This is a genomic window from [Clostridium] saccharolyticum WM1 (assembly GCF_000144625.1).
Taxonomy (GTDB): domain Bacteria; phylum Bacillota; class Clostridia; order Lachnospirales; family Lachnospiraceae; genus Lacrimispora; species Lacrimispora saccharolytica.
Window position 1 is genome coordinate 3,080,881 of the sequence record NC_014376.1, and the last position, 13,296, is coordinate 3,094,176.

General features: G+C 44.5%; 14 protein-coding genes and 2 tRNA genes. 6 read left to right on the forward strand and 10 right to left on the reverse strand.

What is annotated here, in order from left to right:
- Positions 1-75 precede the first annotated feature (75 nt).
- Positions 76-417 (forward strand): helix-turn-helix transcriptional regulator, encoded by a 342-nt coding sequence (locus tag CLOSA_RS14335; protein WP_013273483.1) that lies wholly within the window; start codon positions 76-78, stop codon positions 415-417.
- 24 nt (positions 418-441) lie between these two features.
- On the opposite strand, the gene CLOSA_RS14340 is transcribed toward CLOSA_RS14335, so the two are convergent.
- The 3 genes from CLOSA_RS14340 to CLOSA_RS14350 are packed head-to-tail and all read right to left on the reverse strand — an operon-like array spanning position 442 to position 4,451.
- Entirely contained in the window at positions 442-2,229 is a 1,788-nt protein-coding gene (locus CLOSA_RS14340; RefSeq protein WP_013273484.1) for an aminopeptidase P family protein, read from the reverse strand.
- Positions 2,226-3,659: a dihydrolipoyl dehydrogenase gene (gene lpdA, locus CLOSA_RS14345; protein ID WP_013273485.1), complete on the reverse strand. Its 1,434-nt coding sequence runs from the start codon at positions 3,657-3,659 to the stop codon at positions 2,226-2,228. Before lpdA ends, CLOSA_RS14340 begins: the two co-directional genes overlap by 4 nt.
- Positions 3,660-4,451 carry an HAD-IIB family hydrolase gene (locus tag CLOSA_RS14350; protein ID WP_013273486.1) on the reverse strand — a complete coding sequence of 264 codons (792 nt, stop codon included), beginning with the start codon at positions 4,449-4,451 and terminating at the stop codon, positions 3,660-3,662.
- A gap of 129 nt (positions 4,452-4,580) precedes the next feature.
- On the opposite strand from CLOSA_RS14350, the gene CLOSA_RS14355 reads away from it, so the two are divergent.
- The 3 genes from CLOSA_RS14355 to CLOSA_RS14365 all read left to right on the forward strand — a co-directional run bounded on the left by CLOSA_RS14355 (position 4,581) and on the right by CLOSA_RS14365 (position 5,600).
- A tRNA-Pro gene (locus CLOSA_RS14355) sits at positions 4,581-4,654 on the forward strand.
- Positions 4,655-4,823: 169 nt separating this feature from the next.
- A complete protein-coding gene (locus CLOSA_RS14360; protein WP_013273487.1) occupies positions 4,824-5,462 on the forward strand; it encodes a CatA-like O-acetyltransferase in 639 nt (212 codons plus the stop codon).
- Between the two features lie 65 nt (positions 5,463-5,527).
- A tRNA-Val gene (locus tag CLOSA_RS14365) sits at positions 5,528-5,600 on the forward strand.
- A 1,096-nt stretch (positions 5,601-6,696) separates the two neighbouring features.
- Here CLOSA_RS14365 and CLOSA_RS14375 read toward each other — a convergent pair.
- From CLOSA_RS14375 to CLOSA_RS14395, 5 genes are all read right to left on the reverse strand, one after another.
- A complete protein-coding gene (locus CLOSA_RS14375; RefSeq protein WP_157669025.1) occupies positions 6,697-6,960 on the reverse strand; it encodes a hypothetical protein in 264 nt (87 codons plus the stop codon).
- A gap of 294 nt (positions 6,961-7,254) precedes the next feature.
- A complete protein-coding gene (locus CLOSA_RS14380) occupies positions 7,255-8,259 on the reverse strand; it encodes a siderophore ABC transporter substrate-binding protein (protein ID WP_013273490.1) in 1,005 nt (334 codons plus the stop codon).
- Positions 8,260-8,323: 64 nt separating this feature from the next.
- Complete coding sequence (locus tag CLOSA_RS14385) at positions 8,324-9,079, reverse strand: iron ABC transporter ATP-binding protein (protein ID WP_013273491.1); 756 nt, start codon at positions 9,077-9,079, stop codon at positions 8,324-8,326.
- Positions 9,076-10,026: an iron chelate uptake ABC transporter family permease subunit gene (locus CLOSA_RS14390; RefSeq protein WP_013273492.1), complete on the reverse strand. Its 951-nt coding sequence runs from the start codon at positions 10,024-10,026 to the stop codon at positions 9,076-9,078. Before CLOSA_RS14390 ends, CLOSA_RS14385 begins: the two co-directional genes overlap by 4 nt.
- Entirely contained in the window at positions 10,013-10,966 is a 954-nt protein-coding gene (locus CLOSA_RS14395; RefSeq protein ID WP_013273493.1) for an ABC transporter permease, read from the reverse strand. The genes CLOSA_RS14390 and CLOSA_RS14395 overlap by 14 nt, the downstream gene beginning before the upstream one ends.
- A gap of 160 nt (positions 10,967-11,126) precedes the next feature.
- Here CLOSA_RS14395 and CLOSA_RS21830 point away from each other — a divergent pair, with 160 nt between their 5' ends.
- On the forward strand, positions 11,127-11,930 hold the full coding sequence (locus CLOSA_RS21830; protein ID WP_013273494.1) for a helix-turn-helix domain-containing protein: 804 nt from the start codon (positions 11,127-11,129) through the stop codon (positions 11,928-11,930).
- Between the two features lie 395 nt (positions 11,931-12,325).
- On the opposite strand, the gene CLOSA_RS22975 is transcribed toward CLOSA_RS21830, so the two are convergent.
- A complete protein-coding gene (locus tag CLOSA_RS22975; RefSeq protein WP_166431301.1) occupies positions 12,326-12,478 on the reverse strand; it encodes a hypothetical protein in 153 nt (50 codons plus the stop codon).
- 111 nt (positions 12,479-12,589) lie between these two features.
- Here CLOSA_RS22975 and CLOSA_RS22980 point away from each other — a divergent pair, with 111 nt between their 5' ends.
- Positions 12,590-12,739: a hypothetical protein gene (locus tag CLOSA_RS22980; protein WP_013273496.1), complete on the forward strand. Its 150-nt coding sequence runs from the start codon at positions 12,590-12,592 to the stop codon at positions 12,737-12,739.
- Between the two features lie 151 nt (positions 12,740-12,890).
- On the opposite strand, the gene CLOSA_RS21835 is transcribed toward CLOSA_RS22980, so the two are convergent.
- A complete protein-coding gene (locus CLOSA_RS21835; RefSeq protein WP_013273497.1) occupies positions 12,891-13,286 on the reverse strand; it encodes a hypothetical protein in 396 nt (131 codons plus the stop codon).
- Positions 13,287-13,296: the final 10 nt, after the last annotated feature.

Below are 13,296 nucleotides of genomic sequence, written 5' to 3' on the forward strand. Positions count from 1 at the left end.
TTTTTCAACCATTATTACGCATATAATACGTAGCATCCGCAAAGAATATCCTTTATGATTAACCAAGAGGTGATAATGTTGGATGAACAGTTTGTCAGGAATCGGATCACGGAGCTTCGGCTGAAAAAAGATATCTCCGAATATCAAATGAGCCTGGATCTTGGAAAAAACAAGAGCTATATCCAGGGAATTTCTTCAGGACGTTCCATGCCATCTATGAAACAATTTTTTGAAATCTGCGATTATCTTGAAATTACTCCCATAGAATTTTTTAATACGGAAAAAAAAGAACAGCCTCTTCTAAGGGAGGCCGCTGCGCTAATGAAAGACTTAACCAAAGAAGATTTGGAAGCGGTTTTCCCCATATTGCTGCGGCTCAAAGCAAGTGCGGACAATCAAAAACAGGCAGAACCGTAATCTCGGTCCTGCCTGTTTTACCGGTTAAATTGCTCTGGTACTCTCTTTCAGCCACATCCCTTCCTCGTCTGTCAGATACGGAGAAAGTGCTTCATAAACAGCTTTATGATAATCATTTAACAATTCCACATCCCGCCCTGTCATAAGGGATTGATCAATGGCTTCCAGATCAATGGGAACCATAGTCAGATATTCAAATTCCATAAACTGCCCATACTCATTCTTTTCCGCCTTTTTACACACGATCAGATTTTCAGTTCGAACACCGTGACTTCCCTCAATATATACTCCAGGTTCATCGGAAGTAATCATGCCTTCCTCCAAAATACAGTTATCCTGGCGCTCCTGTACCATTCGCCACCGAAACCCATTGGGACGCTCATGGACGTTCAACAGATACCCTACTCCATGACCGGTTCCATGATCAAAATTAATTCCCCGGCTCCAGAAGGGTTCTCTTGCCACATAATCCAGGGTCAGCCCTCTGCATCCATATAGGAATTTCACCGCTCCCAGACGCAGCATGCTGATGACGGTAAGAGTAAAATGCTCTCTCTCCTCCTTTGTCAGCGGTCCTACTGCAATGGTCCTCGTTACATCAGTGGTCCCTTCGTAATACTGTCCGCCTGAATCTACCAGATAAAGTCCCTTAGGCTCTATCTTCCCATTGCTTTCCTCAGTGGCTTTATAATGACACATAGCTGCATTGGCCCCATAAGCGGATATGGTATCAAAGCTTAGTCCTAAATTACCCTCCTGCTTGGAACGCAGATCATCTAAATACTCCTGGGCACTGACCTCTGTAATAGTTTCCTTCCCCACATTCTTCTTCAGCCAGCAAATAAATTTTACCATGGCTATTCCATCCTTAATGTGGGCTTTTTTCATATTTTCTACTTCCACCGGGTTTTTCATAGCCTTTGAAAGAACAGTAGGGTTCATTTTATCAATGATCCGGTTGGAGCTGTCAAGATTTTTTACAATGGCATAATTGGTCCTGGCCGTTTCCAAAAGAACCTTCTGATCCCTTAACTGCTGTACTGCCGTATAAATGTCATTGTAGGGGCATACCGTTACGGAAAGTTCCTTAAAATAGGCTTTCAAATCATCCTTTAAAACCGTTTCATTGACGAAGAGATAGAAACGGTCCAAAGTGATCATGGCATAGGAAAGGACTACAGGATTGCATACCACATCATTTCCCCGGATGTTTAGAAGCCAGGCAATGTCATCCAGGCTAGTGAGGATATGAATGGTGGCCTTTTCTTTTTTCATCTGGCTTCTCAATTCTTCTATTTTCTGAGCAGATGACTTTCCTCCATACTTCTCCTCCAGGATCCAGGCCGGCTCCGCAGACAGATGGGGCCGTTCCTTCCATATTATATCCACCAGATCTTCCTTATAGGCCAGAGTCACTTTCTTTTCTGCCAGAAGCATTTCCAAATCCTTTCCCAGCTGACAGTTTACCACCCGTCCGTCAAATCCCAGGCAGCCGCCTTCGGGAAGAACCTGATCTAAATATTCTGAAATTTCCGGAACCCCCGGTTGTCCCATTTTCTGCAGGGTGATTCCGCTTCCGTCAAGCTGTCTCCCGGCTTGTACAAAATAGCGGCCATCAGTCCACAGACAGGCCTCGTCTCTGGTGATCACAGCCGTACCTGCTGATCCGCTGAATCCGGTCATAAATTCTCTGCACTTAAAATATTCTCCTACATACTCAGATTCATGAAAATCTGAGGTTGGAATCATATAAGCATCCATATGATGCTCTGCCATTAAATTTCTTAATTGTTCCAGTCTTTCCTGAATCATTGTTTTGTCTCTCCTTTGGTTTCAAAATAATTCTCTATGGCCGCCCCGATCCCCTCGCTGTAGGTGGGATGGGCCCGCATGGCCAGCATTAACTGTTCCGCGGTCAGCCCGTTTGCAATGGCCGTTGCCATCTCACTGATCATATCCGTTGCTCGGGGGCATACGATCTGTGCCCCAACCAGTGTACCGGAATATTCCTCAAACACAAGATGGATAAACCCGTTCTGCTCTCTGGTTATAATGGATTTGCCGTTTCCGCTCATAGAATAACGGCCGCAGCTCACCTTCATGCTGCAGGCCCTGGCAGCCTCCCTGGTAAGTCCTACAGAAGCGATTTCAGGTTCCGTGTAAATGCAGCTTGGCACCACTGGCAGCTTGACAAACATGCCGTTGGGAACCACGGAAAGCCGGATGGTGTGTCCAACTCCCCCTATCTTTTCTACCACATAGGTTCCCTGTGCTGCCGCCACATGAGCCAGCTTGGTATGAGCCGCCACATCACCGATGGCATAAATCCCTGGTTCACTGGTTCTGAATTCTGAATCCACCTTTAAATGGCCATGTTCCATCTTAAGATCTACATCCTGTCCCATCAGTCCTTCCAGACAGGGTGCGCGCCCTGCCGCCATGAGAACCTGTCCCGAACGGACAGTCTGTTCCTCTCCATTCACTTCAAATACGCATACCAGTCCCTGATTGGATTCCTCCCGGATCTCCTTAACCTTTGCCTTGCAATGGATTGTGATTCCTTTTCTTCTAAGTTCCTCTTCCAGAGCCTGTGAAACCTCGGAATCCATTGGTCCCAATAAGTGAGCCTCACTTTCCAGTATGGTCACATGGGAACAGAGGGCGCTGAATATGGTGGCAAATTCTACCCCGATCACCCCGCCTCCGATGATGGTAAGCCGGTCGTAATTCCATGTGTCAGAAGCCAAAAGCCGGTCACTGGTCAGTACTCCCGGAAGATCTTCTCCTGGGATTTTTAACATTACCGGCCTGGCTCCGGTAGCAATGATGATATGATCTGCTTCATAATAATCCTTGCCTCCGGGGCCGTTAACTTCCACGGTACGCCCCCGGCGTATGGTGGCTGTTCCCCAGATGACAGTTACTCCGGCTGCCTTAACAAGCTCTTCTACTTCCTTGCGGTATGCCTTTACGGAACGTTTTTTATAATTCTGCATTTTTTTAAAATCAAAAGAAATGAAATCTGTGGATACCCCAAATTCATCGCTGTTTTGTAGCGCCTGGAAAATACTGGAGGCATGGAGAAGAGCCTTCGTTGGAATACAGCCCTTGTTGATACAGGTTCCTCCCAGTTTTTCCTTCTCCACTATGGCGGTTTTAATCCCCAGACCGGCTGCTTTTAAAGCAGCTGTATATCCTCCCGGTCCGCCTCCGATTACAATAATGTCATAATGTTCTGCCACTTACGCCTCCTGCCGGATCATTCCAAAATACAGGCAGGCATTTTTAATTCCTTCCTGATCAATTGGATCCGTAACATAATCAGCTGCTTTTTTCAGTTCATCCATGGCATTTCCCATGGCAATTCCCTTACCTGCAATCTTTATAATGTCATAATCATTCATGCTGTCTCCAAAGGCCACAGTCTCTGTAAGGGGGATTCTGAAATATTCGCAGAGCCTTACCAGGCCCATGGCCTTTGAGGCCTTCCGTTCCACCACATCTGCTCCCCGCTTATCGGCAAACATATGTACATGAATCTCCGGAAATTCCTCTTCCATAGCCTTAGCTCCAGCTTCATCTCCGATATAGGCCATGGTCCGTACATCCAGTTCCACCAGACTTCCCGGATCCTCAAATCTTCTTCCGCATTCCCCCCAAAGATTTATATCATGTCTTTTTACCACCTCCGGGTGAATATAATAATCACGGTCTCCCACTGTAGTGCCGACGCTGTAAGGGGTGTTCTCTGCATAAGAAAGAATCTTTCGAAGCAGTGCCTTATCAAAGGTATGTTCATAAATCACGTTATCTCCTACGGTTACCTTTGTCCCATTGAGATGGATAATGGCATCCGGTTTAACCAAATCCCGGATCCCGGTGCTGAAAACGGAATCCATATCTCTGCCCGTTGCCAGTACGATTGTATAATTTTCTCTCAGCTTTTCTATGGTTTCTAAGGCGCTGGCAGGTATTGCCCAGTCCTTATGGTCTAGCAATGTCATATCTACATCAAAGCTAACAATTGGTTTCATCTATTTTCACCTGTTTTTCTTCCTAAAATAATCCTTCTTTATCATAATATCTTAAATTTGAAATTTTTTCAAGAAATATACTTTACCAATCCGAAACTTTCTGCTATAATACCATATGTGTCACGGAAACGGAGTATGGCGTAGCTTGGTAGCGCGCTCGGCTGGGGGCCGAGAGGTCGCAGGTTCAAATCCTGTTACTCCGACTGATAAAATTGTAAAAGTACCGGTTTTTCTTACGTGTGTAAGGTATCCGGTATTTTTTGTATTTCATTTTTCCAGAATTTCATATTTCCAGATAAACAGGACTCTTTATAAGACCTTACGGGCGCAAATAATTCCGGCTTTCATACATCGTTCAGGAGGTATGCTTTTATGAGTTATCATAATCTTGATATGGAACATTATCCGAGAAAGAAACAATTCCAACTTTTTCGCAGTCTCGCCTACCCATACGTTGGCATGACCGTAAATTTAGACATTACAGACTTTATAAGCTGTATCAAAGAAAAAGGACTGCCCTTTTATTTGACCTTCCTATACGCGGCAGCTCAGACTGCCAACTCCATTCCGGAATTCCGCCGCCGTCTGAAAGGTGATGGGATTATAGAGTATGACCACTGCATTTCCTCCTATACTCTGGCACTGGAAAATGAAAGCTATTGCTATTGTACCGCTGATGACAGGCTTCCCATTGAGGATTTTTTTAAGGATTCAAAGAAACGTCAGGAAATAGCCAGGCTAAGCCAGAGCCTATCCGACGGTGAGGATGAAAACCAGCATTTATTCTTCTCCAGCATTCCCTGGGTGAGTTATACTTCCATCATTCAACCAGTTCCAATGCCTGCAGACAGCAATCCCCGTATTACCTGGGGGAAGTATCAAGCCATGGAAGGAGCAATAAAAATCCCGGTATCAGTTCTGGTAAATCATGCACTCATGGATGGATTCCATATTTCCAAGTTCTTTACAGAACTTCAGAGAAGGTGTGACAGCAGGGATTGGCTGCTATAACATCTTTATATTTATGGAAAATTTCCTCTTGCCTTTTTCCATTATTTCAGTTACAATTCCTTTATGGAGACATAGCTCAGCTGGGAGAGCATCTGCTTGACGTGTAGAGGGTCGCAGGTTCGAGTCCTGTTGTCTCCATTTTCAAAAAACTCTGGCACTTGCAGGAATTTCTTGTAATTGCCAGGGTTTTTGTATAGTTAATTCTACGATCGCCTATTCCCAAATAATCCCTTTGACTATTCCAACATATATGTTCATACTTCTACCAGGAGGTGATCATATGCAGGGAAGGTGCGGCCTTACTTCAGATATTATTAAATGCCCTCACTACTAAGTGGATTCGTCAGGCTGTGGGATTGATTACACCGTGTGCTGCTTTTACCTAGACCCAGGGGAGAAAAAGGTAGAAAAAACCGATGTCAAAAGAAAAAACCGATGGTATGAACTGTATTATAAGAGATAGGGATATTATAAAATTACTTTTTTAGGCGGGTCCGAATTATCGGATACCCGCCTTTTATCATTATTATCTAACGCAATTGTCATTGTTATTATCTCTCTGACTGCATTTCCTACTTTCTGTTTTAAAGCCTTTCCAGCAAGCTACTTTTATTTCTTATTTATACCAGTCGCGATCATAATCATGTTCGCATTCACACTCATCTTCCTGCTCGTATTCATAATTGTGCTCGCATTCACATTCATGCTCACGCTCGTATTCACATTCGCATTCATGTTTGGGTTTGTATTCGTGTTTGCATTTGCATTCGCATTTGGGTTTGCATTCACACTCACATTTGGGTTTGCATTCGCATTCGTATTCACGTTTGGGCTTGCATTCACGTTTGGGTTTGCATTCACACTCACATTTGGGTTTGCATTCACACTCACATTTGGGTTTGCATTCACACTCACATTTGGGTTCACACTTCTTAATACATTTGCATCTACATTTTAAAGTACTGCTGCTCATATACTTTGACTCCTTTCTTGCTGACTACACTATATTATATGGGACAGGCAGCCAAGGTGTGTAAGCCTATCTTTTCTCTTCCAGACCAGGATACTGAAGTGCACCGTTTTGACCCGGCATAAGCATCACCAGCTGCGTGAACCTCTTTCCTTCCAGATCCGGATGATTTTCCGTTCGATTTCCTCGTTGCTTACAGTAACAGTGCTGCTGTCTCCAGCATTAGAAAGCGGCCCCTACCTAACACAGGAAGCCCGCCTTTTATCATGGACTATCTATCACAATCGCAATCGTTCTCTTCTTTTTCTCTCCGACTGCATTTTTTGCATCCTTCTCTAAAGCCTTTCCAGTAGGCTTCTTTAATTTTTTTCTTAAACCATTCGCGGTCATCGTCATGATCACATTCACATTCATGATCATAATTCTGGTCACATTCGCGCTCATAACCGCGATCATATTCGCTCTCATAATCGCAGTCATAATTGCGGCCATAATCGCGATCACACTCACACTCGCGCTTGCGCTCACAGTCACATTCATGCTCGTGGCCATATTTCTTTGCACATTTGCATCTGCATTTAATAGTGCTCATTTATTCACTCCTTTCTTTCATACTACACTATAGTATATGGGACAGAAAGACAAGATGTGTTAACCCCCGGACAAGCACAATCGAAGGGGAGAGAGAGCCCCCTGAGTTCACAGTTGAACAATACGGAAAAAACACCGGAAATCCTCACAGTATAAGGATTTCCGGTGTTTTCGTTTGTCCCTGAAACGGTTAATTGTTAAGGCCACACGCTATGACCGGGTTATACAAGCTTATTTTATTGAGGCAGCCACTTCATCAACCATTGCATTGGTGGCTGTAATGCCTCCGGAAACAACATACCAGTTGGTGGAGTCCAGATAAACGATGCGATCATCTGCCGCCGCTTTTGTGCCATTCATCAGTTCATTGTCCAACAGTCTTTTGGCACCGGCAGCTTCCGCTGCGCCAGTAGCTGCACCACGGTCTATAACAAATAAATAATCGGGATCCTTTTCCGCCAGATATTCGAAGGTAGCTGTCTGTCCATGAGTTGAATCATCAATCTTCTGGTCAGCTGCCTGGAAGCCAAAGTCATCATAAATAATAGAAAAACGGGATCCCTGGCCGAAAACGCTCAGTTCGCTGTCGTTTGCCATGATCACCAGCCCATTCCACTTTGCTGCTGTCACTTTTTCATGAACTTCCTTGATCTTTCCTTCAATATCAACTACCGCCTTGGAAAATACATCGGCTTTGGAGGGGAAAATCTGGGAAAGAATTTTTAAGTTTTCCTGAAAGCTCTCAAAATAGTTTTTGGTGGGCATGGTCATATATACCGTAGGTGCGATCTTGGATAGCTCCTCATAGGATTTTGATGCCCTGGCACTGATCAGGATCAGATCAGGCTTCAGTTCGTTTACGGTTTCAAAGTCAGGCTCGTGAAGGGAACCCGCTACCTTGTATGCATCCCCCGAGAATTTGCTTAAATGGTCAGCCAGGTTGCCGCCTTTTCCAAGTCCCACTACGTCGATTCCTGCATAATCCAGCGCATCCAGAGTGCCATAGTCAAATACTACAATGCGTTCTGGTTCCGTTGCCAGTGTAGTTTCACCCAGTTCATGCGTTACAGTAACCTCCTTTGGCACCGTACCTTGGGAAGCAGCACTGTTTTCTGCCTGAGAGCTTTGCGCAGTGGAAGCAGCGGTAGAATTCTTTGCGGAACCGTTCCCTCCGCAGCCAGTCAGAGATGCGGTCATGGCAAGACCCAGTAAAAATGCAAAAACTTTTGTTTTCATAACGAAATCTCCTTTCAAGATTGTCCATGTTTATTTATTTGATCAGCCCAAACGGCCAATACAGCTATTTGAAATATGCACACAGACGCATACCATTTACCTCATGAATGGTAAAATCCATGTCGTAAACCTTTTTTAATTCCTCAGAGGTAATCACCTCCTCTGCTGTTCCGTTTTTCAGCAGCTTGCCGCTCTTCAGCGAAATAATATAATCCGAATATGCTGCCGCAAAATTAATATCATGAAGCACCAGCACAACTGTTTTTCCATGTTCATCCACAAGGGTGCGCAAGAGTCTCATAATTTGAACAGAATGCTTCATATCCAGATTGTTAAGGGGTTCATCCAGGAGAATGTATTCTGTATCCTGAGCAATGATCATGGCTATGAATGCCCGCTGGCGCTCTCCCCCGGAAAGCTGGTCAATAAACGTATCCCCATAACGGTCCATCTCCATGTAACCGATGGCCTGCTCCACAATTTTTAAATCCTCTTTGGTGAGCTTTTCCTGAGAATGGGGATATCTGCCAAAGGATACCAGCTCCCGCACCGTAAGCCTCACACCAACATGGTTTGTCTGACGCAGGGTGGACAGCTTTTTTGCTAGTTCACTGCTTTTAAACGATGATATTGCCTGTCCGTCAATGCAGATTTCACCTTCTCCTGACATCAGGCGGGAAATCACAGAAAGCAGCGTACTTTTTCCTGCTCCATTGGCGCCGATCAAAGTGGTAACGGCATGTTTTTGAATCACGGTGTCAATGCCCTCTAAAACCTGCTTTTCACCATAACGTTTTCCTATATTTTTAGCAACGATCACATCCGTCCCTCCCGAATCAAAAGAATAATAAAGTAGATGCCCCCGAAAAAATTGATGATCACGCTGATAGGCGTGCTTAATGCAAAGATCCTCTCAGCCATAAACTGTCCTCCTACCAAGGCGGTTCCTGCTATTAAAATCGCACCAGGAATTAATATACTATGCTTATAGGTTGCTAGCAGTTGTCTGGCAAGATTGGCAGCCAGCAGGCCTAAAAATGTAATAGGTCCCACCAGGGCGGTGGAAACGGCAATCATGACGGACACGATCAGCAGGTATTTTTTCACAGAACGTCCATAGTCAACACCTAGCCCCACCGCAATATCCCGCCCCAGTGACAAAACATCCAGCCGGTGGATCTTATATATTCCCATGGCACCCGCACATAACATAAAAACAGTTGCGATCCCCAGAAGGGACGTATTCACATGGTTAAAGCTTGCAAACATCCTTGCCTGAACCACCATAAATTCATTAGGATCAATAAGTACCTGCATAAAGGCAGCAAGACTGGAAAACAGGCTGCCCAGCATCATGCCGGTAAAAATGACGGCAAACAGGCGCATGTTCTCCCTTTTGAATACGAATCTATAAAGCAGAAGGCTGAATCCTGCCATGATGCAGACGGAGATGAAAAAATCTGTGATGTCAGACATCAGGGCAAGCTGCTTCGCACCCATAATAAATACCACCAGTGTCTGTACAAAAAGGTATAAGCTGTCCAGCCCCATAATTGCAGGGGTAAGAATCCGGTTCCCCACCACAGTCTGGAATACAATGGTGGAATAACCGATTGCAGCTCCTGTAATAAATATAGACGCCAGCTTGATCAGCCGTCTGGGTATGTTGTATGCAGCATGATCCAGGTTCAGTCCCCAGACTACGTACAGGAGTGAAACCACGAGTGTCAGCAGAAAAAGAAACATCAGAACTTTATGCAGCTTCATAAAACCTCCTTCCTGCCAGAAGCGCCAGAAACAGGCCGCAGCCGATAACGCCTACCGTCACACTGATAGGAATTTCAAAAGGAAAAATGATCAGACGGGAAATGATATCACACGCCAGCAGAAACAGGCCTCCAAGCAAAGCTATATCCACAATACTCTTTGGCAGATGATCGCCGCAGTATAACCTTACGAGGTTTGGTATTACAATGCCGATAAAGGGAATCGCTCCCACCGATACTACCACCACCGAGGTCATAACCGCAACAATGGACAGTCCCACCTGCACCGTTGAAAAATAAGGAATGCCAAGATTGCGGGAAATATCTTTTCCCATAGCTACAACTGTAAAACGGCTGGCAAATATCATTGCCAATGCCAAAAAGGGAAGTCCCAGATAAAGCAGCTCATACCGCCCCCGCAGCACCATGGTAAAGCTCCCCTGCATCCACGAGGTTATATTCTGAATTAAATCATGGCGGTACGCAATAAAGGTGGTGACCGCTCCCACTACATTTCCAAAAAGGATTCCTACAAGAGGAATCAACGCCGCATCCTTAAGCCTGATCGCCTGAAGAAGCCGCAGAAACAACATGGTTCCCAGAAATGCCGCACCAAAGGCTATGAGCATTTTAACTGCCGGAGTTGCACCGGGAAACAATAAGACAGCAGTCAGCACGCCTAATTTGGCCCATTCGGTGGTAGAGCCTGTAGAGGGAGATATATAGCGGTTGGAAGCCAGCATCTGCATGATCACCCCTGACACCGCCATTCCCATACCGGCTACCAAAATACTGACCAGCCTTGGAATACGGCTCACAACCATGATTTTCATTTGGTCCGGCGTGGTAAACAGGCTTTGTAATGAAAGATCCTTGACACCGATAAAAAGGGAGAAAACGCCTAAAACAATAATTGCTAGTATGTAAATAAATTTTTTCATTGAATCCCCAGTCTTGACAGTTTCGTGTCCATCGTTATAATTGTAAGTGTTGGTTAGTTTTAGCTAACTACTGTAGTATACTTATTTAACGCAGCTTTGTTTGAACAATATTGACCTATATTTCAAAATATTGATCTTGAAATGCAAATACGGAGGAATTATGGAAACCATCAAAAGAATTTTAGAAGAATTTAATGCCTGCACCAATCTGGCAGTACGGGCTTTTGACCGGTTTGAAAACTGTCTTATGATATGCGCCGGCCCAACCAACCGCTTATGCTGTTATCCATTATGGCGTAAAACAGTATGCAAGGCCTGTGAATTGCTCCATTCCGGAATAGATCAGGAACATATTACCCTGCAATGTGAAATGGCCGCCTGTCCCATGATGGGCACATCAAAGGCGGAACTGTCCTTTACCGCCTGTTACATAGACCCGGCCATGCCTGAGCTTGGAACCTTTGTTTTCGGTCCCTATATGCAGAATGGGGGAGATCCCGTATTCCCCTTAAAGCCAGCCCGGGTGGTGCCGCATTTAATATCGCTGCTTCGGATGATCTCCCAAAAACATTTAAAGCAGGACATGGAATTTCTGGCAAAGCAGGGAAATTCCTATCAGATATCCCGATGTATCGGCTTTATAAAAAACCAGCTCTGGGGCAACGTAACTCTCCAGGAAGCCTCTGATTACTTAGACTTAAACCCATCCTATTTATGCCGTCTGTTTAAAAAAGAAATGGGATGTTCCTTTTCTCAATATATCAACCGCCTGCGTGTGGAACGCAGTCAGGTTCTGCTGTGTGATCAGACTTATTCTATGCTGGAAATAACTCTTGCCGTGGGATTTTCCAGCCAAAGCTATTTTAACCGCGTCTTTAAAAGCATTTGCGGCAAAACACCCCAGGAATACCGGGAGAGTGTTTGCACAATTTATGATAATTCTCAAACGACCTTGATCATCTAAGCTGGCGGCATCAGGGATCGCCGGAAGGTTTTTTGATAAAAATTAAAATAATTCTTGAATCCGCGTCACAAAAACGTTTTTTATCCGTTATTATATATGTAACATCATTCGGGCGGAAGTTCTCCTTTGCTCTGCTTCCGCCCATCCCTTCGGCTTGTTCACAAAATTTTTGTAAACACATATATTAATATTACAGAACGGCTTATCAAAGCAGAAGCAGAAAGAAGCATTGACAACTCTCAGCCGCCGCTTTACCAAAGATAGATAACTCATTTTGGTTTATGTTTTCTTTTCTTCTACGGTTGATGACAAGTCCTGTAAAACTGCCCGATCATAAATATGAAACCTCAAGGGGGAGGAAGCCATGGCATCTTGGTTTCCACCCCTTTAAAGGATTAATCTGATCTTCTTTTTGTATTTGGTCCCATGCCTTCCCGGCGGGAATTATGAGTCTGATTCTGATTTTCCAATTTTCCTTTTTCTGTTGTGCCATGATACATTTCATTTGAATTTTTCCGGGAAAGCTTTTCCTGTCCGCTGTTCTTCATTTCCATCACCTCACTCATAGTATGATCCGGCACCATAACTTTTATGTAAAATTGAAGATTTTACGCATAATACAATCCATGGCTGCGCATGATAAAATTGAGGTGATGAAAATGTCATATATAGCTCCTGCAGTCCAGGCAAAATTTGAGACTCTTTCCATTGACTTAAAGAATGAGATCCTGGAACGAAACGTACAAATTAACACCATTTACGATTTGATCCATGTTTTGGAGGAAATTGTAGGTGAAGGAAGTAAATGATTTTCCTAAAAAACAGTCACAAGACGAAACCGGCCTTATGACTGTTTTTTGATACCGGAACATAAGGTCCTCCCTAATCGAGTAGGAGGCGAGCAAACTAGAAAAAGGGCCGGACACAGAGGGTCCGACCCATTAATAAATGTAAAAATAATTATCTCCAATAGCTGTAAGAAGACTTGCACTGACGGCCACTTTTTGTGGTTGCAGCCTTGGTTTTGGAACAGGAGCTGCTGTTTTTGCCGGTGGAGCAGCTGTTTTTGCTGGTGGAGCAGTTACTGCCGGAACAGGCAGCTCCCTTTGTACCGGTGGAACCGTTGGTGCAGGTGGAACCATTGGTGCAGGTCGTACCGTTGCTGCAGCTATTACCGTTGCTGTTACAGCCAAGCTTGCTTAAAATGCTGTTAATATCCCCAGACTGTCCAAAGCAGTTTGAGAGATTAATGCAATTACTTGTTGACGTAGGGCAGGTTGCTGCCTGTGCGGTCATAGGAACACCTACAGTAAGTGCCGTTGCTGCTGCTAAAACGAATACTGGTAATTTTCTCATGGTAATATCC